At 68.2% G+C, this 23,792-nt stretch carries 15 protein-coding genes; 7 read left to right on the forward strand and 8 right to left on the reverse strand.

What is annotated here, in order from left to right:
• Positions 1 to 50: 50 nt before the first annotated feature.
• Both GWI72_RS18360 and GWI72_RS18365 read left to right on the forward strand, forming a co-directional pair.
• Positions 51 to 935, forward strand: coding sequence for an HpcH/HpaI aldolase/citrate lyase family protein (locus tag GWI72_RS18360; protein WP_161677521.1), 885 nt, complete (start codon positions 51 to 53; stop codon positions 933 to 935).
• Between the two features lie 135 nt (positions 936 to 1,070).
• Complete coding sequence (locus GWI72_RS18365) at positions 1,071 to 1,274, forward strand: DUF1737 domain-containing protein (protein ID WP_106754526.1); 204 nt, start codon at positions 1,071 to 1,073, stop codon at positions 1,272 to 1,274.
• 123 nt (positions 1,275 to 1,397) lie between these two features.
• On the opposite strand, the gene leuD is transcribed toward GWI72_RS18365, so the two are convergent.
• From leuD to GWI72_RS18380, 3 genes are all read right to left on the reverse strand, one after another.
• Entirely contained in the window at positions 1,398 to 2,003 is a 606-nt protein-coding gene (leuD, locus tag GWI72_RS18370) for a 3-isopropylmalate dehydratase small subunit (protein ID WP_161709574.1), read from the reverse strand.
• A gap of 50 nt (positions 2,004 to 2,053) precedes the next feature.
• Positions 2,054 to 3,004 (reverse strand): N-acetyl-gamma-glutamyl-phosphate reductase, encoded by a 951-nt coding sequence (gene argC / locus GWI72_RS18375; RefSeq protein ID WP_161677519.1) that lies wholly within the window; start codon positions 3,002 to 3,004, stop codon positions 2,054 to 2,056.
• Between the two features lie 144 nt (positions 3,005 to 3,148).
• On the reverse strand, positions 3,149 to 3,718 hold the full coding sequence (locus GWI72_RS18380; RefSeq protein WP_161709575.1) for a peroxidase-related enzyme: 570 nt from the start codon (positions 3,716 to 3,718) through the stop codon (positions 3,149 to 3,151).
• Positions 3,719 to 3,806: 88 nt separating this feature from the next.
• Here GWI72_RS18380 and GWI72_RS18385 point away from each other — a divergent pair, with 88 nt between their 5' ends.
• Together GWI72_RS18385 and GWI72_RS18390 are read left to right on the forward strand one after the other, a co-directional pair.
• Complete coding sequence (locus GWI72_RS18385) at positions 3,807 to 8,609, forward strand: NAD-glutamate dehydrogenase (protein WP_161709576.1); 4,803 nt, start codon at positions 3,807 to 3,809, stop codon at positions 8,607 to 8,609.
• A gap of 147 nt (positions 8,610 to 8,756) precedes the next feature.
• Positions 8,757 to 10,112: an MFS transporter gene (locus GWI72_RS18390; RefSeq protein WP_244314410.1), complete on the forward strand. Its 1,356-nt coding sequence runs from the start codon at positions 8,757 to 8,759 to the stop codon at positions 10,110 to 10,112.
• A 65-nt stretch (positions 10,113 to 10,177) separates the two neighbouring features.
• On the opposite strand, the gene GWI72_RS18395 is transcribed toward GWI72_RS18390, so the two are convergent.
• The 5 genes from GWI72_RS18395 to htpX all read right to left on the reverse strand — a co-directional run bounded on the left by GWI72_RS18395 (position 10,178) and on the right by htpX (position 18,837).
• The gene (locus tag GWI72_RS18395) at positions 10,178 to 12,280 is read right to left on the reverse strand and encodes a methyl-accepting chemotaxis protein (RefSeq protein ID WP_161709578.1); all 2,103 of its coding nucleotides are present in this window, start codon (positions 12,278 to 12,280) and stop codon (positions 10,178 to 10,180) included.
• 173 nt (positions 12,281 to 12,453) lie between these two features.
• Positions 12,454 to 14,070, reverse strand: a complete 1,617-nt coding sequence (gene purH / locus GWI72_RS18400; protein WP_161709579.1) for a bifunctional phosphoribosylaminoimidazolecarboxamide formyltransferase/IMP cyclohydrolase — start codon at positions 14,068 to 14,070, stop codon at positions 12,454 to 12,456.
• Between the two features lie 116 nt (positions 14,071 to 14,186).
• On the reverse strand, positions 14,187 to 15,941 hold the full coding sequence (locus GWI72_RS18405) for a heparinase II/III family protein (protein ID WP_161677513.1): 1,755 nt from the start codon (positions 15,939 to 15,941) through the stop codon (positions 14,187 to 14,189).
• Between the two features lie 128 nt (positions 15,942 to 16,069).
• Entirely contained in the window at positions 16,070 to 17,422 is a 1,353-nt protein-coding gene (rsmB, locus tag GWI72_RS18410) for a 16S rRNA (cytosine(967)-C(5))-methyltransferase RsmB (protein ID WP_161709605.1), read from the reverse strand.
• 386 nt (positions 17,423 to 17,808) lie between these two features.
• On the reverse strand, positions 17,809 to 18,837 hold the full coding sequence (htpX, locus tag GWI72_RS18415) for a zinc metalloprotease HtpX (RefSeq protein ID WP_161709580.1): 1,029 nt from the start codon (positions 18,835 to 18,837) through the stop codon (positions 17,809 to 17,811).
• A 357-nt stretch (positions 18,838 to 19,194) separates the two neighbouring features.
• Between htpX and GWI72_RS20245 the strand changes: the two genes are divergently transcribed.
• From GWI72_RS20245 to GWI72_RS18430, 3 genes are all read left to right on the forward strand, one after another.
• A complete protein-coding gene (locus GWI72_RS20245; RefSeq protein WP_179956246.1) occupies positions 19,195 to 19,419 on the forward strand; it encodes a DUF1674 domain-containing protein in 225 nt (74 codons plus the stop codon).
• Between the two features lie 95 nt (positions 19,420 to 19,514).
• Positions 19,515 to 20,744, forward strand: coding sequence for an aminotransferase class I/II-fold pyridoxal phosphate-dependent enzyme (locus GWI72_RS18425; RefSeq protein ID WP_161677511.1), 1,230 nt, complete (start codon positions 19,515 to 19,517; stop codon positions 20,742 to 20,744).
• Entirely contained in the window at positions 20,741 to 23,770 is a 3,030-nt protein-coding gene (locus GWI72_RS18430) for a DNA translocase FtsK (protein ID WP_161709581.1), read from the forward strand. Before GWI72_RS18425 ends, GWI72_RS18430 begins: the two co-directional genes overlap by 4 nt.
• Positions 23,771 to 23,792: the final 22 nt, after the last annotated feature.

A 23,792-nucleotide genomic window follows, 5' to 3' on the forward strand; every position in this document is an offset into this window, starting at 1 on the left:
GTGGCCACTAGCCTTGCCGCACTGCACCCAATGCCTGCAAGGATCCCGTGATGAGCCAGACCTTCCGCCCGCGCCGCTCCGCCCTCTACATGCCCGGCTCCAACGCCCGCGCGCTTGAGAAGGCCCGCACGCTGGATGTCGACTGCCTGATCCTCGATCTGGAGGATGCCGTCGCCCCCGATGCCAAGGACGTCGCCCGGCAGCAGATCGTCGAGGCGGTGACCGCCGGCGGCTACGGCCCCCGCGAGGTCGTCATCCGGGTCAACGGCCTCGACACCCCCTGGGGCGAGGCCGACATTGCCGCTGCCGTCGCCGCCGGGCCCGACGCGATCCTGGTCCCGAAGGTCAACGGCCTTGCCGATCTCGAGCGGGTCGCGCACCGTCTGGCGCTGGCCAATGCGCCCGCGCGGCTGAAGCTCTGGGCGATGATGGAGACGCCGCAGGCCATGCTGGATGCAGCCGCCATCGCCTCGGCCGGCCGTGATCCCAACCTGCGCCTGTCCTGCTTCGTCATGGGCACCAACGATCTGGCCAAGGAAACCCGAGCCCGCCTCGTCAAGGGCCGCAGCGTGATGCTGCCGTGGCTGATGACCTGCGTTGCTGCCGCCCGCACCGGCGGCATCGACATTCTCGACGGCGTCTACAACGACTTCAACGATCTGGAGGGCTTTGCCGCCGAATGCGCGCAGGGTGCCGAGATGGGCATGGACGGCAAGACGCTGGTCCATCCGAAGCAGGTGGACGCCTGCCATGCCGCCTTCAGCCCCTCGGAGACCGAGATTGCCTGGGCCCGGCGCATCAACGACGCCTTTGCCCTGCCGGAAAACGCGGACAAGGGTGCAATCCAGATCGACGGGAAGATGGTGGAGCGGTTACATGCCGACATGGGCCGGCGCGTGCTGGCGATTGCCGAGGCGATCGCCGCGCGCGGCTAGAGCAGTTCCAGCAAGAGCGGATACCGGTTTTGCGTCCGGAATTGCGTGAAAACAGGGAGATGGACCATTTTGGGCGGCCCTTCGTCGCCGAAAGTGGTCCAGCCGGCCCCGACGCCTCATGAGGAACCGCAGACCATGAAACTCTACCGCTTCATCACCGGCCCCGATGACAGCCAGTTCTGCCACCGGGTCACCCAGGCCCTCAACAAGGGCTGGGAACTCGCCGGCGCGCCGCAGCTGACCTATGACGCGACCCGCGGCCTCACCATCTGCGGCCAGGCGGTCACCAAGGAAGTCCCGGGCGACTATTCCCCGGACATCAAGCTCGGCGACTACTGAGCCCCGGCGGGGTGCCAGGGTGCCCCGTCCTGCAGGATGCCCCCCGAAATGACGGAACCCCGGTGCGGTGGCACCGGGGTTCTGCGTTTCGTCGGCATCCCGTGCGGCCGGGGCCGCCGGGGGTCAGGCCCAGGGGCGCGACTGGCTGGCCTTGGCCTCGAAGCTGTCGATCGAGGCGGCCTTCTCCATGGTCAGGCCGATGTCGTCGAGGCCGTTCATCAGGCAGTGCTTGCGGAACGGGTCGATCTCGAAGCGGATCACGCCGCCGTCCGGGCCCTTGATTTCCTGGGTTTCCAGGTCAACGGTCAGGGTCGAGTTGGCGCCGCGCGAGGCGTCGTCCAAGAGCTTGTCCAGCTCCTCCTTGCTGACCACCACCGGCAGGATGCCGTTCTTGAAGCAGTTGTTGTAGAAGATGTCGGCGAAGGACGTGGAGATCACGCAGCGGATGCCGAAGTCGAGCAGTGCCCACGGGGCATGCTCGCGCGAGGAGCCGCAGCCGAAGTTGTCGCCGGCGACGAGGATCGAGGCCCCCTTGTAGGCCGGCTTGTTCAGCACGAAGTCCGGGTTGTCCGAGCCATCCTCGTTGTAGCGCATCTCCGAGAACAGCGCGGTGCCGAGGCCCGTGCGCTTGATCGTCTTCAGATACTGCTTCGGGATGATCATGTCGGTGTCGATGTTGATGATCGGCAGCGGCGCCGCGACACCCGTGAGCGTGGTGAACTTCTGCAAGGCGGTTACTCCAAGGTCTCTGGTCTTTTGTTCTTGTGGCCCCGCCGAGGTCAGGCGGCGAGGCTGGTTGCCGGGGCGACGCCCAGCAGGATGTTGAGGTTCTGCACGGCCGCGCCCGAGGCGCCCTTGCCGAGGTTGTCGTAGACGGCAATGATCGCGGCCTGGGCGCGCGCATCATTGGCGAAGACATAGAGCCGCATCGCATTGGTGCCGTTCAGCGCCTGCGGGTTCAGCTCGGATGCCCGGTCGAGCGGCGACAGCGGTGCCACCTCGACGAACCCGTCGGTCTGGGCCGCAAAGTGGTCGGCGATGGCGGCGTGGATCTCCGCGCCGGACGGCACCTTCGGCAGGCGGGCCAGGTTCAGCGGCACGCTGGTGATCATGCCCTTGTAATAGTTGCCGACCGAGGGCACGAACAGCGGCGCCGCCGCAAGGCCCGTGTAGCGCTGCATTTCCGGCAGGTGCTTGTGGTTGAAGGCAAGGCCATAGGGCAGGAACACGTTGGCCGCATCGCCCTTTGCCTCGTAGTCCTCGATCATCGACTTGCCACCGCCCGAATAGCCGGAGATGCCGTTGACGGCGACGGGGAAGTCGGCCGGAACAAGCCCGCCGGCGATCAGCGGCCGAAGTGCCGCGATCACGCCCTGCGGCCAGCAGCCCGGGTTGGACACGCGCCTGGAGGCCGCGATGGCCGCGGACTGCGCCTTGTCCATTTCGGCAAAGCCATAGGTCCAGCCCTCGGCCACGCGGAAGGCGGTCGAGGCGTCGATGACGGCGGTGGTGTCGTTGGTGATCAGCGCCACGCTTTCCTTTGCCGCCTCGTCGGGCAGGCAGAGGATCGCCACATCGGCGGCATTCAGCAGCTCGGCGCGGGCGCCAAGGTCCTTGCGGCGCTCGGGGGCGATGGACAGCAGCTCGATGTCGCGGCGTTCGGCAAGGCGCTCGCGGATCTGCAGACCCGTCGTTCCAGCCTCGCCATCAATGAATACCCGCGCCACCATGGGCCTGTCCCTTTCCCGCACCTGTCGTTCCGCCCCGCAGGGTCCGGCGCGGCAGGCGGCCGGATCCCGGGGCAATGTGGCGGGTTTTACACGCAATCGCCGGGGCTGTCACGGCGTGCGGCGGCCTGCGGGCGGGGCAGGATCTCAACGGGCCATTGAGTGATACTCATCATTCGGCCGCATGTCGGTGGCAGCCGCAACCCGGTTCGACATGTTGAAGAAGGCGGCGACGGAGGCGATGTCCCAGATGTCGCGGTCGCCGAACCCGGCCTCGCGCAGCGCCTGGCGGTCCTGCTCCTCGATCTCGGCCGGGCGCTCGGTCAGCTTGTGGGCGAAGTCGAGCATGGCCTTCTGGCGCGGCGAGAGGGGGGCAGCCCGATAGTTCATCACCAGCATCTCGCCGAGCTGCGGGTCGCCGGAGAGGTCGCGCACGGCAGCCCCGTGGGCCGTCAGGCAGTAGTAACAGCGGTTCACGGACGACACGACCACCGCGATCATCTCCCGCTCCAGCTTGCTCAGCGCCGAGGCCCCAAGCATCAAGTCGTTGTACATGTCGGTGAAGGCGCGCAACTTCGTGTCGTCAAACCCGTAGGCAATCAAAACATTCGGAACAAGGCCGAGCTTTTCCTGACATTTTGTGAAATACCGCTGCGTCGTTTCGCTGAATTCGCCGGCTCCTGGCAGGTTCAGGGCAATCACCGGTGCGTTCGACATTTTGTAATCCCTCCCCGATATCGTCATTTTTTAGGCTGGTTCTCTAAACTAGCATGCACGCCACTGAGTCGCGGGCGAGGAGGAAAAGATGCCGCAAGCCAGGGAACACCGGAAAGCCGAACTTGTTGCGGAGGTGCGTCAGGCCCTCGCGAGCGGTCATCCGGGCCTCGCAGACTTCGCCGAGGAACTCTACCTGCGCGGTGCGGCCGAGGATCTTGTCGCCTATTCCGCTGACGAGCTGGCCGGCTTTGCCCGCGCGGCCTTCGAGGACTTCGCGGTCCATACCCCCGGCACGCACCGGGTGACCGTTGCAAACCCGTCCTTCCGCGCCGCGGGCGCCATGGCGGGCGAGGTGACCGTCGTCGAGCTTGTCAACGACAACATGCCGTTCCTGGTCGATTCGGTGATGGCCGAACTGCAGGACAGCCGCCTCGAGGTGCATCTTGTGCTGCACCCGATCTACTCGGTCGAGCGCGACGCCGACGGCAAGCTGCTGTCCGTCGCCGGCCGCAAGAAGGCCAGCGCGCGCGAGGACAGCCAGGAAAGCCTGATCCACATCCACGTCAGCCGCATCGGCTCGGAGGAAGCCCGCAAGGCGCTGGCCGAGCGTCTCAGCCGGATCATGGACGACGTTCGCGCGGCCGTCGGCGACTGGAAGCCGATGCGCAAGCGTCTCGCCACGGCGATCAACACCTACAAGACCGCGGTCGTGAACGGCCGCGACGAGCTGTGGGAGGCGATTCACTTCCTCGAGTGGATGGCCAATGACAACTTCATCTTCCTCGGCATGCGGGAATACACCTTCAACGGCAGCGTCGAGGACGGCGAGCTGACGCCGATGGACGGCACCGGCCTCGGCACGCTCGCCGATCCGGAGGTCCGCGTCCTGCGGCGCGGCAGCGAGTTCGTCCAGATCACGCCGGAAATCCGCGAGTTCCTCAAGCGACCCGATCCGCTGATCATCGCCAAGGCCAACGTGAAGAGCCGCGTGCATCGCCGTGTCTACATGGATTATGTCGGCACCAAGCTGTTCGACGATACCGGCACGATGATCGGCGAGCTGCGCATCGTCGGCCTCTTCGCCTCCACCGCCTACAACGAGCCGACCAGCAAGATCCCGTTCCTGCGCCGCAAGGTCGCCAGCGTCCTGGCCAAGGGGGGGTTCGATCCCGACAGCCACTCCGGCCGCGCCCTCACCAACGTGATGGAGACCTTCCCGCGCGACGAGCTGTTCCAGATCGACCAGGAAACGCTCTACGACTTCGCCATGTCGATCCTGCAGCTCGACGAGCGGCCGCGCATCCGCGTGCTTGCCCGGGCCGAGAAGTTCGACCGCTACGTCTCCATTCTCTGCTACGTCCCGCGTGACCGCTACACCACCGAGGTGCGGCTCAACATCGGCACGTATTTCGCCTCCGTCTTCGATGGCCGCCTGTCGGCCTGGTACGTGACCTATCCGGAGGGGCCGCTGGCCCGCGTCCACTTCATCATCGGCCGTGACAAGGGCAAGACCCCGGTCGTGGCCCAGGAGGATCTGGAACAGGCGGTCTCCTCGATCGTCCGCACCTGGCCGGACGGCCTGCGCGATGCCTTCAAGGAACGGTTCGATCCGGAAACCGCGCATCGCCTGTCGGAGCGTTACTCGCTCGCCTTCCACGGCGGCTACAAGGAAGTCTATTCGGCCGAGATGGCGCTGGCCGATGTGGTCAAGATCGAGACGCTCTCCGAGGAGCGCAAGACCACGATCACCTTCGGCCGCTCGTCGGCGAGCCAGTCCGACCGGCTGTCGCTGAAGGTCTACAATCTCGGGGCTCCGATCCCGCTGTCGGCACGCGTGCCGCTGCTGGAAAACATGGGCTTCCGCGTCATCAACGAGCGCACCTACCGCATCACGCCGACGGACATGCCCCTGTCCTATCTGCACGAGATGACGCTCGAGGCGAGCCGCGGCGGCGACATCGACCTGACGCCCAACCTCAAGGACAGGCTTGAGGCGCTGTTCATGGCGGTCTGGCTCGGGCAGGCCGAGAACGACGGCTACAATGCGCTGGTCCTGTCGGCGAACCTCGCCTGGCGCGACATCGCCATGCTCCGGGCGCTGTCGAAGTACCTGCGCCAGGTCGGCATCCGCTACTCCGAAGACTACATGTGGACCACGCTCAACAACTATCCGGCCATTGCGGCCGCGCTGGTCGAGCTGTTCCACATCCGCTTCGATCCGGCCCTGTCCGACAACGACCGCACGCTGAAGACGGCCCGGCTCGAGGACGAGCTGGGCACGGCCTTTGATGCCGTGGTCAGTCTCGACGACGACCGCATCCTGCGCCGGTTCCAGAACGTGATTGCCGCGATCCTGCGCACCAACTTCTTCCAGCTTGGGGCCGATGGCCGGCCGAAGTCGACCTTTGCCTTCAAGATCAACTCCCGCGCCATCGAGGACATGCCGCAGCCGCGGCCGTTCCGCGAGATTTCGGTCTACAGCCCGCGCGTCGAGGGCATTCACCTGCGCTTCGGCAAGGTGGCGCGCGGCGGTCTGCGCTGGTCCGACCGTCCGCAGGACTTCCGCACCGAGGTGCTGGGTCTGGTGAAGGCGCAGCAGGTCAAGAACGCGGTGATCGTGCCGGTCGGCTCGAAGGGTGGTTTCGTGCCCAAGCGCCTGCCGGTCGGCGGTGACCGCGAGGCGGTCTTTGCCGAGGGCACCGAGGCCTACAAGATCTTCGTCGGCTCGCTGCTCGACGTGACCGACAACCTGAAGGGGGACCGCATCCTGCCGCCGGCCGAGGTCGTGCGGCATGACGAGGACGATCCCTATCTCGTCGTTGCCGCGGACAAGGGCACGGCGACCTTCTCCGACACCGCCAACGGCATTTCCACGAGCCGCAGCTTCTGGCTCGGCGATGCCTTCGCTTCGGGCGGCTCTGCCGGCTATGACCACAAGAAGATGGGCATCACCGCGCGCGGCGCCTGGGAAGCGGTGAAGCGTCACTTCCGCGAGATGAACCGCGACATCCAGAGCGAGCCCTTCACCGTTGCCGGCGTTGGCGACATGTCGGGCGACGTCTTCGGCAACGGCATGCTGCTGTCGAAGGAGATCCGGCTGGTGGCGGCCTTCGATCACCGCGACATCTTCCTTGACCCGACGCCGGATGCGGCCGTCAGCTTCGCCGAGCGGCAGCGGCTGTTCGGTCTCGGCCGCTCGTCCTGGGCCGACTACAATGCCGGGCTGATCTCGAAGGGCGGCGGCGTGTTCTCGCGCCAGCTCAAGTCGATCCCGCTCAGCGACGAGGTTCAGGCGCTGCTCGGCCTTGCCAAGGCCAAGGCGACGCCGCAGGAGGTGATGACCGCGATCCTGAAGCTCGATGTGGACCTGATGTGGTTCGGCGGCATCGGCACCTACATCCGCGCCTCCAGCGAGACGGATGCGGATGCGGGCGACCGCGCCAATGACGCGATCCGCGTCACGGCCAGGGATGTCCGCGCGAAGGTGATCGGCGAGGGCGCCAATCTCGGCATGACCCAGCGCGCCCGCATCGAGTTCGGGCGCAAGGGCGGCCGCTCCAACTCCGACGCCATCGACAACTCTGCCGGCGTGAACTCCTCCGACATGGAGGTGAACATCAAGATCGCCTTCGGCGCGGCGGTGCAGGCGGGCAAGCTCGACATCCCGGCGCGCAACGTGATCCTGGCCGAGATGACCGACGAGGTCGCGCATCTCGTGCTGCGCAACAACTACCTGCAGTCGCTCGCCATCTCCATGACCGAGCGGCGTGGCATCGAGGACTTCGGCTATCAGGTCCGCATGATGCGGCAGCTGGAACAGGCAGGCCTCCTGGACCGTCAGGTCGAGTTCCTGCCCGACGACGCCGCCATCGCCGAGCTGGAAAAGGCCGGGCTCGGCCTGACCCGCGCCGAGATCGGCGTGCTGCTCGCCTATGCCAAGATCACGCTCTACGACGCGCTCCTCGAAAGCGACGTGCCGGATGACGACTACCTGTCGCTGGAGCTGTTCCGCTACTTCCCGGACCGAATGGAAGCCGGCTTTGCCGAGGAGATCCGCGGTCACCGGCTGCGCCGCGAGATCATTGCCACGATGCTGGCCAACTCCATGGTCAACCGCGGCGGCCCGACCTTCGTGACCCGCATTGCCGACCAGACCGGGGCCAGCGAGGCCGACATTGCCCGCTGCTTCGTCGCCGTGCGCAATTCCTTCGGCCTGACCGCCCTCAACGAGGCGATCGACGCGCTGGATGCCCGGATCGACGGCACGCTGCAGCTCGAGCTTTATGCCGAGGTGCAGGACCTGTTCCTCGAGCAGGTGCTCTGGTTCAAGCGCCATGTCTCCTTCCGCGATGGCATTGCCGCCGTGGTCGACCGCTTCTCCGACGGCATCGCCACGCTCGGCCAGCGCCTGGCGGAGGCCGTGACGCCGGCGCAGGCCGAGTTCCTGCTCGGCCGGGCGGCGGGCTTCGCCGACCGGGGTGTCCCGGCCGATCTGGCGCGGCGCATTGCCTTCCTGCCGGTCGAGGCGACCATCCCGGACATCGTGCTGGCGGCCGGCGAGGTCGGCGCGCCGCTCGAGGCCGTCGCCCGCACCTTCTTCGAGGTTGCCCAGCACTTCCGCATCGGTTCGATGGACGCGCTCGCCCGTGACCTGTCGATTTCCGACTATTACGACGGTCTGGCCCTCGACCGGGCCCGGGCGACGCTGGCCAATGCCCACCGCGACCTGACGGCTGCGGCGGTCCGGGCCGGCGGCTTCGGCAACTGGCTCGGCACGCACGAGGCGGACGTCACCCGCACCACCCGGGCCGTTGGCGAGATCCTCGAAGGCGCGATCAGCGTCTCCAAGTTCTCCGTTGCCGCCAGCCTGCTTGCCGAGATCGCCCGCTGATCGGGACGACAGGATTGCCCCGCCCGTTCAGGGCGGGGCCGTCCGCTGAAAATGCCGCCGGCCCGACCGGGACCGTCTTGCGCAGCCTCCTGTTTTGCGAGCACCTTGGGCCGGTCTGGCCCGACGGCACATCAGGAGGAACGCGCCTTGCCCGATCATCAGCAAACGACAAGGCGCGGGCTGTTCGGCTGGGTGCTGTTCGACTGTGCCGCCCAGCCCTTCTTCACGCTGGTCACGACCTTCGTCTTCGCGCCCTTCTTTGCGGCGAGCCTCGCGGCGACGCCGGCCGAGGGACAGGAACTCTGGGGCTATGCGACGGCGGCCGCGGGACTGGTGACGGCGCTGCTGGCCCCTCTGCTCGGTGCCGTCGCCGATGCGACCGGCGCACGCAAGCCCTGGATTGCCGGCTTTGCCGTCCCCTATCTCCTCGCCTGCCTCGCCCTGTGGTTCACCGCGCCGGGCGATCCGTGGTCGGTGGCGATTGCGCTCACCGCCTTCGCCCTTGGCACTGTCGCCATCGAGTTCGCCTCCCTGTTCAACAACGCCATGATGGGGGATCTGGTGCCGCGCAGCCGGCTCGGCCGCCTCTCCGGCGCCGGCTGGGCCATGGGCTATGCCGGCGGGCTGGCCAGCCTGGTGCTGACGCTCGGCTTCCTCGCGGCCAGTCCTGACACCGGCCGCACCCTTCTGGGCTTCGAGCCGCTGTTCGGGCTCGATCCCGCGACCCGCGAGGGTGACCGCGCCGCCGGGCCGCTGTCGGCGCTCTGGTTCGTCGTCTTCGTGCTGCCCCTGTTCCTGTTCACGCCGGACGTGCCCCGGCGCCTGGCCTATGGGGCGGCGATCCGCCAGGGCCGCGCGCGTCTGGTCGCCGCCCTCGCGGAGGCTCGCCGTGCGCCCGGGGTGGTGCGGTTGCTGCTCGCCAACATGATCTTTGCCGATGGTCTCGTTGCGCTGTTTGCCTTTGGCGGCATCTATGCCGCCGGCGTTCTCGGCTGGACGACGATCCAGATCGGCACCTTCGGCATCCTGCTCACCATCACCGGCACGGCCGGGGCGCTGATCGGCGGCTGGCTGGACGACCGGATCGGCGCCAGACCGGTGATCCTCGGGGCGCTGGGCGGCCTGTTCCTCTGCGGTCTCGGCATCGTCTCGGTCGACCGCGACACGATCCTGTTCGTCGTGGAGGTCACGCCGGCCAGCCCCGGCACGCTGTTTTCCTCCGCCCCGGATCTGATGTTCCTGGTGCTGGGGGCGATCATCGGGGCCATGGCCGGCCCGCTGCAGGCCTCGGCCCGCAGCCTGCTGGTGCATCTGAGCCCGCCGGAGCGGGCAGGGGCCTTCTTCGGCCTCTTTGCCCTGTCCGGCAAGGTGACGAGTTTCCTTGCCCCCCTGTCCGTAGCTCTGGTGACGGCGGCGACCGGCAGCCAGGCGGCCGGCATGGCGGTGATCCTCGTCTTCTTCGCCCTCGGGGCGCTGGTCCTGTCGGGTGTGCGTCACCCGTGATCCGCACATCAGAAAAGCCGGCGCTGGGCCGGCTTTTCGCGTGTCACTGCCCGGTATGATGCAGATCAGGCGCTCTGGCGGATGCTCGACAGGAACACCTGCACCTCGGAGCGCAGCTGCTCGGCCTCGTGCTGCAGCACGGCGGCGGAGCTGCTGACCTTGCGGGCGGTGTCGCCGGTGTCATTGGCGGCGGCCGACACGGCGACGATGTTGCGCGCCACTTCCTGGGTGCCGTTGGAGGCTTCCTGGATGTTGCGGGCAATCTCGCGCGTGGCGATGCCCTGCTGGTCCACCGAGGTCTGGATGCCGCCCGAGATCTCGTTCATCCGCTCGATCGTCGCGGAGATGCTCTTGATCGCCTCGACGGCGCCGTCGGTTTCCGCCTGCACCGACTGGATCTGGGTCGAGATCTCCTCGGTCGCCTTGGCGGTCTGGTTGGCCAGCTCCTTGACCTCGGCCGCCACCACGGCGAAGCCGCGGCCGGCCTCGCCGGCACGGGCGGCCTCGATGGTGGCGTTCAGCGCCAGCAGGTTGGTCTGTTCGGCAATGGCCTGGATCAGGTTCACCACCTCGTTGATGCGGCTGGCCGCGCCGGCAAGCGCCTCGATCTTGGCGTTGGTCTGGTGCGCCTGGGCAACGGCCTGACGGGCGATTTCCGTCGACTGGCCCATCTGCCGGCCGATCTCGCCGACCGAGGCCAGCAGCTCCTCGGCGGCCGAGGCGACGGCTTCCACGTTGGAGGAGGCTTCCTCGGAGGCCGCGGCCACGGCCGTGCTCTTGGAGCTGGTGTCATCCGCGCCGCGTGTCAGCGTCACCGAGGCGGCATTGAGGTCGCCGACCAGCGTCGACACGGTGTCGGTCAGGCGCGAGATCTTGGCGTCGAAGTCCTGCGACACGGCGCGGACGGTCTCGGCCCGCGCAACGCGCTGGCGCTGCTGTTCGTCCTGCTCGGCCGCGAGCTGCTCGGCCTGACGGGCCTTGTCGCGGAACACCTCCAGCGCCTTGCTGATCTGGCCGATCTCGTCGCCGCGGTCCGTGTCGGTGATGCGCACGTCGTAGCGGCGCTCGATCAGTGCGTTGATGGTGCTGACGGCGCGCTCCAGCGGACGCCGCACGATGGCGTTGCCGACAAGCTGGATCGAGACGGCCACGACCAGCAGCAGCACGAGCCCGACGCCGACGATGGTGGTGATGATCTCGAACGAGGTGGCGTTCAGCGTCGAGGTCGGAACGGACACGACCACGCTCAGGCTGGACCCCGTCTCGCCGATCTTCACCGGCATGACGATGTTCATGACATCCTCGCCCGCCTGGGCCGAATAGGCGGTGTAGGTCAGCGGCTGGCCGGCCTTGACCGCGTTCATCACCCTGGCGACAACGTCGGGCGACTGGCCGTTGGCGGCTTCGGTCATCGGCTTGCCACGGGCCTCCGGATCGGCGTTTGCGACCCAGACGCCGGCCTGCGACAGCAGCGAGACGGTGCCGGTGCCCAGCGGGCGGTTTTTGGCCAGCGTTTCGGAGAGAGTGGTCAGGATGATGTCGGTGCCGGCGACGCCGATGACCTTGTTGCCATCCCGCAGCGGAATGCTGAAGGACACGCCGGTGATCGTCTTGCCCTCGACTTCCCAGCTGTAGGGTTCGGTCACGCGGTCGCGGCCGGACGTGTAGGCATCGAAGAACCAGGCATCGCCCGGAGCGCTGGGATTGACCTCGGCGATCGGGCGGAAGCCGATCTTGCCGTCCGGCAGGCGGTAGAAGTACGGGCGCCAGGCACCGCCGGCATCGTGCTTCTCGGCGTTGGCAAACTCGGCGTCGCGGCCGTCCAGCTGGTTGTCCAGCACCATGCCCCAGGCGCCGGACAGGTCCTTGTTCTTGATCGCGACATCCTCGACCACGTTGGTCCAGGCGAGGCGGTCGACCGGTCCGCTGCGCTTCAGCGCATTCAGCGAATTCGCCAGGCCCTGGGCCACGGTGAGACCCTGTTCAAGGGTTCGGTCGATGTATTCGGCCTGTTCGCGGGCCACGGCTTCCGCCTGCTCCAGCGCCAGCTTGTGCGTCGCGTTCGACGCGGTCCAGCCAATGAAGCCGATGCCTGCCAGCAGCACGGCGGCGAGGGCTGAGACGCTGACGGTCACCAGCTTGGTTGTTACCTTTGCATTTCTGAACATCCTGCGCGCTCCGATGATCCGGCCGAAAACGCCCCGCTGGTCGAGCGAAGGTTTTTTGCGTTGCACCCAAGTAAACCCGCAGTGTGTTAAAAAAAGCTTCCGGCCCGGCATGAAGATGCCGCGCCGGAAGCCACCTAATCAATCCAAAGTTGATTTTTTATCTTTTCTGCACGTCAGTGACGGAAATGCCGCATCCCCGTCAGCACCATCGCCAGGCCCGCTTCATCTGCGGCAGCAATGACTTCGTCGTCGCGCATGGAGCCACCGGGCTGGATAACCGCCGTGGCGCCGGCCTCGGCTGCCGACAGCAGGCCGTCGGCAAACGGGAAGAAGGCATCCGAGGCAACGACACAGCCCTTGGTCAGCGGCGTCGCCAGACCGGCGGCCTCGGTGGCGTCGAGCGCCTTGCGTGCGGCGATGCGGGCGCTGTCCACGCGGCTCATCTGGCCCGCACCGATGCCGACCGTCGCCCCGTCCCTGGCGTAGACGATGGCGTTGGACTTCACGTGCTTGGCAACGCGGAAGGCGAACTTCAGGTCGGCCAGTTCCTGGGCGCTCGGCGCGCGCCTGGTCACGACCTTCAGGTCAAGGTCATCGACCACGCCATTGTCGCGCGACTGCACCAGCAGGCCGCCGGCGACCGACTTGACGGCAAGGCCCGGAGCCCGCGGATCGGCGAGACCGCCGGTCACCAGCAGCCGCAGGTTCTTCTTCTTTGCCACGATCTCGACGGCCTCGTCGGTCGCGGCCGGGGCGATGATCACCTCGGTGAAGATCTTCACGATCTCTTCGGCTGCCTCGGCGTCCAGGATGTCGTTCAACGCGACGATGCCGCCGAAGGCCGAAACCGGGTCACAGCGCAGGGCCAGCTCGTAGGCCGCCCTGATCGACGCGCCTTCGGCAACGCCGCAGGGGTTGGCGTGCTTGATGATGGCGACGGCCTTGGTCCGTGCCGGATCAAATTCGCTCACCAGCTCGAAGGCCGCGTCGGTGTCGTTGATGTTGTTGTAGGACAGGGTCTTGCCCTGCAGCTGACGCGCGGTTGCCACCCCGAAGCGGCGTTCGCCGTTGGTGTAGAAGCCGGCCGACTGGTGCGGGTTCTCGCCGTAGCGCATCACTTCGGCGAGCTTGCCGCCCATCGCGCGGTAATCCGGAGCCTCATTGCCGATCTCGGCCGCGAGCCAGTTCGACACGGCAGCGTCATAGGCGGCGGTGCGGGCAAAGGCCTTCTGCGCCAGCCGCTTGCGCAGCGCGACCGGCGACTGGCCGTTGTTCTCGTCCAGGGCCGCAATGACGGCCGCATAGTCGGCCGGATCGACGACCACGGTCACATAGGCGTGGTTCTTGGCGGCTGCGCGGGTCATGGCCGGGCCGCCGATGTCGATGTTCTCGACGCCGGTGGCATAGTCGGCGCCGGAGGCAACCGTGTCCTCGAAGGGATAGAGGTTGACGCAGAGCAGGTCGATGCCGGCGATGCCGTGGGCCTGCATGGCCGCCGTGTGCTCCGCATCGTCGCGGATCGCCAGCAGGCCGCCGTGCACCATCGGGTGCAGCGTCTTGACGCGGCCATCCATGATTTCCGGGAAGCCGGTGACTTCGGAAATGTCCTTCACCGGCAGGCCGGCATCGGCCAGTGTCTTGCGGGTGCCGCCGGTGGAGATCAGCTCCACGCCGCGATCGGCAAGGTCCTTGGCGAATTGCAGCAGTCCGGTCTTGTCTGAGACGGAGAGAAGGGCGCGCTTGACGGAAACGAGCGGGGGAACGGGGACCCCCTTGGACACCACGGCCATGGCCTTGCCTCGCTGAACTGAGGTTGGGAAGTGGCCGTGCCCCTAACACGAATGGCGGCGCAACGGAAGGTCGCACGGCCCTGTGCCGGTGTTCTTGCGGGACTGTTTGCCGGCTTTCAGTCTTCGGCCGTCGGAAGGGCCGTGTCGTCGCCTTCCCACGAGCGTCGGTACGGACGGGGCAGGACTGTGCGGCGGAACTGCCAGGCGATCTGGCTGGCCTGGCTGATGCGGCCGTAGATGACCAGTTGCTGGCTGCGGCGGTGGCCGTAGACATCCGACAGATAGACCGATTCCTCGATCACCAGCTCGCCGGCACTGGCGTCGAACTCCCAGGTCTCCCCGTCCGGGCAGACAAGCTCGGCGCCGGTGCCGCCGCGCAGCAGGCCCGGCTTGACGGCCGGGTGCAGGTGGAAGCGCACGGTGTAATGGTCCTGGTCCGTCAGCGCGCCCGAGGTCGAGAAGATGTCGAGCCCGTCCAGCACGCTGCCGTCTGACGCCAGCCGCATGTCGCGCTCATGCACCACCCGGAACCGGGCCGCATAGCCGTTGTGGGAGGCCGTCACGCGGGTGCCCATGGCATCCTCGATGCGTTCGACGGGCACGCTGGTCGGACCGGCGATGACCGGGCTGCCGAGCCAGCGCCCGAAGGGCTTCTCGGCCAGGAAGCGGCAGGAGGAACTGTCCTCGATGCCGACCGTCGAATGGGCGGCGGTCGAGCGGGCCACCTGGCGCCAGGTCTCGCTGGCGCGGCTGGTGATGCCGCAGTTGACCACGAGGCGGTTGCGGCCGGAGGACAGCTCGAACGACAGGCAGCCCGCATGGGCCATCTCGCTCAGGTGCACGGGGGGCGGCAGGCCCGCGTCCATCAGCACCACCGTATCGCCGCCGGACAGCCGCTGGTACCCGGCGTGAGGCGCATTGCCGGGGGGCGCGCCGCGGGCGTCATCATAGGCAAGGATGGTCGCCACCAGGTCATTGGGCGTCGATCCCATGCCGTTGAACCGGGCAAAGGCACCGTCCGCGTGCCGGAAGAAGCGGACCATCGGCATCATCCGGTCGACGGCCTGCATCATGGCCGCCGGGGTTTCGAGGCCCTGCGTCACGAAGGCCTGACGGATCGGCAGCAGGTCGGTCAGGATGTCGAGGATGGCGCGCGGGTTGCGGCTGATGTGGCCGCCATCCGGAAGGATCTGCCGCTGCAGCTCGTACTCCAGCCGGCGCAGGCTCTGGCGCACGAAGCGGCCCTGACCGGCCATCGAGACGCTGGCGGCGGCGACAGCGAGCGCGGCCTGCAGGCGCGGTACGCCGTCCGGGGTTTCGTTGATCGTCCGCCGGAGGAAGCGCACCTGCCGGCCGAGCGAGCGCAGGAAGCGGCGGTAGAAATCGGCGTCGCCTTCCTCCAGCACCAGCGGCGACTGGGCCAGCCAGGACAGGACGCGGCGGGCGACCACGGCCTGTTCCCAGCCGATCGGGTGCCAGCGGCCGCAATGCTTGATCCAGTCGTCGACCAGCGCGCGCGCGTTCTGCCGCGCCACCTTGCTCTCGGCGGCGCGCAGGTCGCGCAGCCAGCCGAAGGAATGCAGCTCCCGTTGCCAGCCGGCATCCTGACCCTGCAGCTCGAACGGCGACTGGCCGCGCGCCTCCACCGCATGTCCGTTGAAGAGGAACCGGCCGCCATAGATGTCCATGGCGTTGGTCTGGTCGGCGGTGCGCAGGTCCTGCGGGGCAATCAGCAGACGTGACGGCGCTCCCGCGAAGGGCTGCAGCCGGAACAGGGGTCCGCCGTGCAGCCATCGCAGGCTCGTTTGCCACAGGTGGTGTGCCAGCAGGCGCCAGATGCGCCCCTGCTCGCCGACCGTCTTCAGGGCCATGCCGGGCTCCTGCCCTTGATGCGCCGTTGCCGACTGGAAATGGAACTGTCCTCGTCTTCTGGGACGTAACGATCTGTTAGGGTTATCGTCGTTGTGCTCAATTGCGCGGCAGAACGGTTACAGGGCCGTTAAAGCCGGCGCAGACGGGCTGCAAAAAAGCCGTCGAGACCGCCATCCGGGGTTGTTCCGCCGCCGAAATGGCAGGGCAGGCTGCGCAGGTAGCCCTCCGGGGTGATGCACTCGGCGAGGCCGCCGATCTCCTCTGCCTGCACCGGCACCAGGGCGTATCCCGGCGTGGCGGCGAGGAAGGCCGCGATCTGGGCCTCGCCTTCCTCCGGCTCGAGCGAGCAGGTGCAGTAGACGATCAGGCCGCCGGGCCGCAGCCATCCGGCCGCCCGGCCGAGCAGCTCGCCCTGCAGGGCGGCGAGCGTGGCGATGTCGGCCGGGCGCTTGGTCCAGGCCACGTCCGGGTGGCGGCGCATGGTGCCGGTGGCGCTGCAGGGCGCGTCCAGGAGGATCGCGTCATAGGGCTCGGCCGGCTCGTGCGCACGGATGTCGGCCGCGATGACATCGGCGGCGAGGCCGAGCCGGGCCAGGTTCTCGCGCACGCGCACCAGGCGCTTCTCGGAAATGTCGAGGGCGGTCACCTGCGCCCCGGCGGCGGCGAGCTGGGCGGTCTTGCCGCCGGGTGCCGCGCACAGGTCGATCACGCGCTGGCCGCTCACGTCGCCGAGCAGGCGGGCGGGCAGGGCGGCGGCGGCATCCTGCACCCACCAGCCACCGTCGTTGAAGCCGTCGAACTCCTCCACTGCGCCCTTGCGCTGCAGGCGGACCGACCGGTTGGCAACGACCCGGCCGCCGAGCCGTTCGGCCCAGCCTTCGGGATCGGACTTGACGCTGAGATCGAGTGCCGGTTCCTGCGCCTGCGCGGCGAGGATCGCATCGAAAGTCGCCGCGCCATAGGTGTCGCGCCAGCGGGTGGACAGCCACAGCGGCAGGCCGGCGGCCCCGTCGACGGGCAGGGCCAGGAGGGCGTCCTTTTCGCGGCCGAGCCGGCGCAGCACGCCGTTGACGAGACCCTTGTAGAGCCGGGCGCGCTTGTCCGCGGCGGCGAGATCCACCGCCAGCGACACGGCGGCGCGGTCGGGAATGTCGAGGAACAGCATCTGGGCGGCGGCCACATGCAGGATGTCCATCACCCGGCCGGTCTTCTCCGGCACCGGACGGTCCAGCAGGCTCTGCAGGATGGTCTCGATCTGGCTGCGGCGGCGGAGTGCGGCGCCGAGGATGGCCCGCACCAGCGCCCGGTCCTTGGCCTCCAGCGCCCGGAACCCGGGATGGCCGCCGGCGGGATCCAGTTCCAGGTCCAGTGGCCGGTGCTTGTGCACCACATGTCCCAGCACATCGACGGCCGCGCGCCGGGCCGCCAGACCCGGGGCCGGCGCGCCGGGTCCCAGGCCTTTTGCCGTGCCTTTTGCCATGCCCTTGGCCTGTCCCTTGGCTTGGCCCTTGGCCAGCCCCTTGGCCGGTGCTGGCGTCCGGGCCGGGCGCGGGGCCTTGCCGTCGGGATCGCTGCGGCGCTTCGGGGTCTCGGGATCTGCAGGCACGTTTGGCTTCCGATCTTGGTGTTGGGCGGTCAGCCGCCGGGAGCAGAAACGCCGCGAACCGTCCCCAGTCCGCGGCGCATCGTCCAAGTGTTAACTGTCATTTACCTTTGACGGAAGATCAATCAAGTCTCTTTGATCGGGGCCTCTGCGGCTGCCCACAGCCGTCTGGTGTGGCGGTTGCGGCGCGGTTGTGGCGGTGACGCAGGGGCGCCGCCGGGGCTCTGGTCCGGGGACACCGCGGTGACGCGGCGGTGTCGCGCTCAGCCCCAGGGACCGGTCGGTCCGGAGGCAGGACGCCCCGCCGCGCCCCGGTCGGGTGTGGCCGCAGGGCCGCCCGAAGCCCTGCTGCCGCCCCAGGGGCCTGCCCTGTCGCTGCCCGTGTGGCTGGCCGGGGCCTGCGGGCGGAAGCCGCCGCCTGCCGGACCGGACGGGCCGCGTCCACCGCCCATCTCCTGCTGCAGCTGGCGCAGGGCGTTGATGCGGTTGTCGGTGTTCGGGTGGGTGGAGAAGAGGTTGTCCATCCGTTCGCCCGACAGCGGGTTGATGATGAACATGTGGGCGGTCGCCGGGCTGCGTTCCGCGTCCGGATTGTGGATGTGCTGCACGCTGCCGGCAATCTTGGCCAGCGCCGAGGCCAGCCACATCGGCTGGCCGCAGATTTCCGCGCCCAGCCGGTCGGCGGCATATTCGCGCGTGCGGGAGATCGCCATCTGCACCAGCATCGCTGCCAGCGGCGCGACGATCATGGCCACGATGGTGCCGATCACGCCGAAGCCGTTGTTGTTCTCGCGGTTGCCGCCGAAGAAGAAGGCGAAGTTGCCGAGCATGGAGATCGCGCCGGCGATGGTCGCCGTCAGCGTCATGATCAGCGTGTCGTGGTTCTTGATGTGCGCCAGTTCATGCGCCATCACGCCGGCGACCTCCTCGCGCGTCAGCGTGTCGAGCAGGCCGGTGGTGGCGGCGACGGCCGCGTTCTGCGGGTTGCGGCCGGTGGCGAAGGCATTCGGCTGCGGGTTGTTGATGATGTAGACCTTCGGCATCGGCATCTGCGCATTCGCCGCCAGCTGCCGCACCATGCCGTAGAGCTCGGGGGCGCTGCGCTCGTCGACCTCCTGCGCATGGTGCATCGACAGCACCATCTTGTCGGAGTTCCAGTAGCTGAAGACATTCATCGCCGCGGCGATGACGAGGGCGATCATCATGCCGCTCTGTCCGCCGATGAGGAAACCGACGCCCATGAAAAGCGCCGTCAGGGCGGCCAGGAGCAGGGCGGTCCGGAAGTAGTTCATGCGGCAAGGCTCCAGTTGCGGCGGCTCGCCTGTTTTCACGCGGGCCCGCGCCTCTATATGATGGGGCGAGGAGCAGGCTGTCGCAAGACCCGGACCCTCAGCCCGCCGCCGTTTCTGCCGCAGCGGAAGCGGGTCGACGGTCTTGGTCCGGCCACGAGACGCGTTTCAGGAACCCCCATGTCGCACGACCACACCCCAGATCACGACAAAGATCACGACCACCACGACCACGATCACGATCACGGCCACGATCACGACCACGCGCATGGCGCCGCGCCGGACCGCGATCCGTCCGGTGATACGTCCGGCATCCGCGCGCCCGTGAGCGCCGTGGTGCTGCCCTTCCCCGAGCGCACGCTGCGCGAGGTGCAGGATCCGGCCGCTGCCGAGCCCGAGCCGCCGCGCCGCCGATTCGAGGACCTGCCGCCGGCCGCCCAGCGGGCGCTGCTGGAGGCCGAAGCCCGCCGCGCCGAGATCGACGCCCGCCAGACGGCCATGGAGGCCGAGGTGGCCGGCCGCGGCGGCCTTGAGCCGACGCGCTATGATGACTGGGAAATCAAGGGCCTGACGGTGGATTTCTAGGGCGGACCGGGCAGCCGGTGGCGCTTGGTTAATGAGCGCTTTACCACCGCCGGGCTAGGGTCGGGCACGAAGCTGTTTTCAGTCCGGATCGAACGATGACGTCCATTGATGCCACCGGGGCTCCTGCCCGCAGTCAGGCCCTGCCCGATGCGAACCCGTTCCAGCGCCTTGCCGCGCTGCTGGGAGACGCGCGCCCGGGGGCCGATCCGATCATCCTGACGATCGGCGAGCCGCAGCACGCGCTGCCCCCGTTCACGGGCGAGGTCCTGATGGAAAACCTCGCCGACTTCCGCCGGTATCCGCCGATCGAGGGCAGCCCGATGTTCCGGGCCGCCATCGCCAGCTGGCTCGACCGGCGCTACGGCCTTGCCGGCAGCATCGACAAGGATCGCGGCGTGCTGCCGCTCAACGGCTCGCGCGAGGGTCTGACCTTCGGCGCCATCGGCGCGCGCGACCAGCTTGCCAAGCCGGTCGCCCGACCGGCGGTCATCCTGCCCAATCCCTTCTACCAGACCTATGCGGCGGCGGCCCATGTTGCCGGCGCCGAGGCCATCCTGCTCGACAGCGATGCCTCCACCGGCTTCCTGCCCGATCTCGGCGCGCTGTCGCCGGAGCTTCTGGACCGCACCATCGCCTTTTACATTGCCTCTCCGGCCAATCCGCAGGGCGCGGTGGCGAGCCTTGCCTACTGGCAGCAGCTCATCGGCCTTGCCCGCAAGCATGACTTCTTCATCTTCGCCGACGAGTGCTATTCCGAGATCTACCGCGAGACGCCGCCGCCCGGCGTGCTGGAGGCGGCCCATGCGCTGGGCGCCGGCTATGCCCGCGTCATCAGTCTCAACTCCTTGTCCAAGCGGTCCAATCTCGCCGGCCTGCGCTGCGGCTTTGCTGCCGGTGATCCGGAGTTCCTGTCCCGCTGGGTGAAGTTCCGCGGCCTGGCCGCGCCGCAGGTGCCGCTGCCGGCCCAGGCAGTGGCCGCCCGGGCCTATTCCGACGAGACGCATGTGGCGGAGAACCGCCGCCTCTACAACGAGAAATACGCCATCGCCGAGCAGCTCCTGTCGCCGGTGCTCGGGCCGGTGACGCCGGCGGGCGGCTTCTTCCTCTGGCTTGACGTGACCCGCTGGGGCGGTGGACTGGAGGTCACCCGGCGGCTGTGGACGGAGGCCGGCCTGAAGGTCATCCCGGGGGCCTATCTGGCCATGACCGGTCCGGATGGCACCAACCCCGGCGATCCCTATATCCGCATCAGCCTGTGCGCCCCGGTGGGCCTGACACGTGACGCAATGGAGCGGCTTGCCAAGTGGCTCGGAGACAACGCATGAGACGCGCCACCGCAATGCGCGGCTCCGGACGCGGCGCCGCCCACATCCTGGATACCGAAAGCCCCCTGAAGCGGTTCCTGCGGCGCAATCTGGTGGGTCTCGCCGGGCTCTGCGTCATCGGCCTGGCCGCGGCGCTCGCCGCCGCGCTGGCCACCTGGTCGGTGACCGACCCGAGCCTGAACCACGCGACCGACGGGCCGGTGCGCAATGCGCTCGGCACGCCGGGGGCCATCATTGCCGACATGCTGATGCAGTCGATCGGCCTTGCCACCTCCGTCTTTCTCGTGCCGGTGGTGCTGTGGGGCTGGCGGCTCATCGCGGGCAAGCCGCTGCGCATAGCCGGCCGCCGCATCCTGTTCTGGTTCTCCGGCACCTTGCTTGCCTCCGGTGCGGTTGCCGCGCTGCCTGTGCCCGAAAGCTGGCCGCTGCCGACAGGCCTTGGCGGTTTCCTGGGCGATGCCGTTCACTATCTGCCGGGGCGTCTCACCGAGGCGATGGCCCCCGGCACCGCCATGATCATCGGCGCGATCGGACTGGGCCTGCCTGCGGTCCTGCTGCTCATTGCCGCCGGTGGCTGGTTCGGCCGTGCCCGCGCCGAGGACGACGACCTGCCGCTGCCGAAACAGGCGAAAGGCCGTCGGGGCCAGCCTGTCCAGCAGCAGATGTTCGACGACGAGGACGAGGATGACGCCGACGACACGTCGCGCTTCTCGGCCCTGCTCGGGGCCTTTGCCCACTGGCGCCTGCAGGCGACATCGTCGCTGCAGCGGGTCACGGGCGTGGGCCAGCGCAGCCGCGCGCCGCGCGAGCCCGACGAGGACGATTACGACGTCGAGATGGAGGATCCCGACCTCGAACCGGCGCCCCGCCGTCGGGGCTTTGGTGCGCTCGGGCGCGGTCTGGTCTCCCGGCTCATGCCCGGCGAGGACGATGACGGTCTCGACGAGCTCTATCCCGCCCAGGGCGGCGGGCGCCGCGAGCCTGCCCGTCAGGGCGGGCGTGACGTGGCCCGCGAGACGGGCAGGGACCCCGAGCGGGAGGCGTCCCGCTCTCTGGCGCGCCATCCGGCCACCGGTCCGCGCATCGGCGGCGGCCGCCATGACGAGGTCTACGAGGACGACGACGACACCGGTCTCGATCCCGACCATGATGCCGCGGCCTACGAGCGCGACCTCGACGACGACAGCTATGGCTACGACGAGCCGCCGTTCGATCTCGATGACGAGGACGAGGCGGATGCCCGTCTGGCCCGTGGCCGTGACGGTCGCCTGGCCGGCGACGGCATGGCGGCCGAGCGCGCGCCGCTCGACCGTGCGCCGCTGCCGCGCCCGGTCGGCATTGCCGGCCCGGCTGCTGCGCCGAGCCGCGGACCGGCCGCGCGGGCGGGGGGCGGTCAGCCTGCCCAGCCCGTCGTGCCGCAGGGGGGCGCCCGTGTGGTGCCCCAGGCGGCCCGTCCCCAGCCCGGCAAGCGTCTGCAGCAGGAAGCCCAGTCCTCCCTGCTCGGCGCTCCGGACGTCTATGAACTGCCGCCGCTGCGCCTTCTCGCCGAGCCCCGGCCGGCCGGCAAGACGCCGGGCCTGTCGCCGGACGCGCTGGAACAGAATGCCCGCATCCTTGAAGGCGTGCTGGAAGACTTCGGCGTGCGTGGCGAGATCATCGAGGTGCGCCCGGGCCCGGTCGTGACCCTCTACGAGCTGGAGCCGGCCCCCGGCATCAAGTCCTCCCGCGTCATCGGCCTGGCCGACGACATTGCCCGGTCCATGAGCGCCATCTCGGCGCGCGTGGCCGTCATTCCGGGCAAGAACGCCATCGGCATCGAGCTGCCCAACCAGAAGCGCGAGACCGTCTATCTGCGCGAGCTGCTGGCCGCGCAGGATTTCGAGAAGAGCAAGCACAAGCTGGCGATGGCGCTGGGCAAGACCATCAACGGCGAGAGCGTGATTGCCGACCTTGCCCGCATGCCGCATCTGCTCGTGGCCGGCACCACCGGCTCGGGCAAGTCGGTGTCGATCAACACCATGATCCTGTCGCTGCTGTACCGGCTGACGCCGGACCAGTGCAAGATGATCATGATCGACCCGAAGATGCTGGAACTCTCCATCTATGACGGCATTCCGCATCTGCTGACGCCGGTCGTCACCGATCCGAAGAAGGCCGTCGTGGCGCTCAAGTGGACCGTCCGCGAGATGGAAGAGCGCTACAAGAAGATGTCCAAGATGGGCGTCCGCAACATCGACGGCTACAATACCCGCGTGAAGCAGGCGCTGGAGAAGGGCGAAAGCTTCTCCCGCACCGTCCAGACCGGGTTTGACCGCGACACGGGCCAGCCGATCTATGAGGAAGAGGACCTGCCGCTCGAGCCGATGCCCTACATCGTCGTGATCGTCGACGAGATGGCCGACCTGATGATGGTCGCGGGCAAGGACATCGAAGGTGCGATCCAGCGCCTCGCCCAGATGGCGCGCGCCGCCGGCATCCACATCATCATGGCCACCCAGCGTCCCTCGGTGGACGTGATCACCGGCACGATCAAGGCGAACTTCCCGACCCGCATCTCGTTCCAGGTGACGTCGAAGATCGACAGCCGCACCATTCTGGGCGAGCAGGGGGCCGAGCAGCTCCTCGGCATGGGTGACATGCTCTACATGGCCGGCGGCGGGCGCATCCAGCGCGTGCACGGGCCTTTCGTCGCCGACGAGGAGGTCGAGCAGATCGTCGCCCATCTCAAGCTGCAGGGATCGCCGCAGTATCTTGAGGCGGTCACCGAGGAAGAGGACATGTCCGAGAACCCCTATGACGCCGTGTCGGGGGGGGACGAGGGCAATGATCTTTACGACAAGGCCGTTGCCGTGGTGCTGCGCGACAAGAAGGTCTCCACCTCCTACGTCCAGCGGCGTCTCGGCATCGGCTACAACCGGGCGGCCTCGCTGATCGAGCGGATGGAGAAGGAAGGCCTGATCAGTCCGGCCAACCACGCCGGCAAGCGCGAGATCCTGGTCAAGAACGGGGTCGACGAGGACTATTGAGCGGACGGACCCCTTGACCGGT

The sequence above is a fragment of the Pannonibacter sp. XCT-53 genome, from assembly GCF_009915765.1.
In the GTDB taxonomy this organism is placed as follows: Bacteria; Pseudomonadota; Alphaproteobacteria; order Rhizobiales; family Stappiaceae; genus Pannonibacter; species Pannonibacter tanglangensis.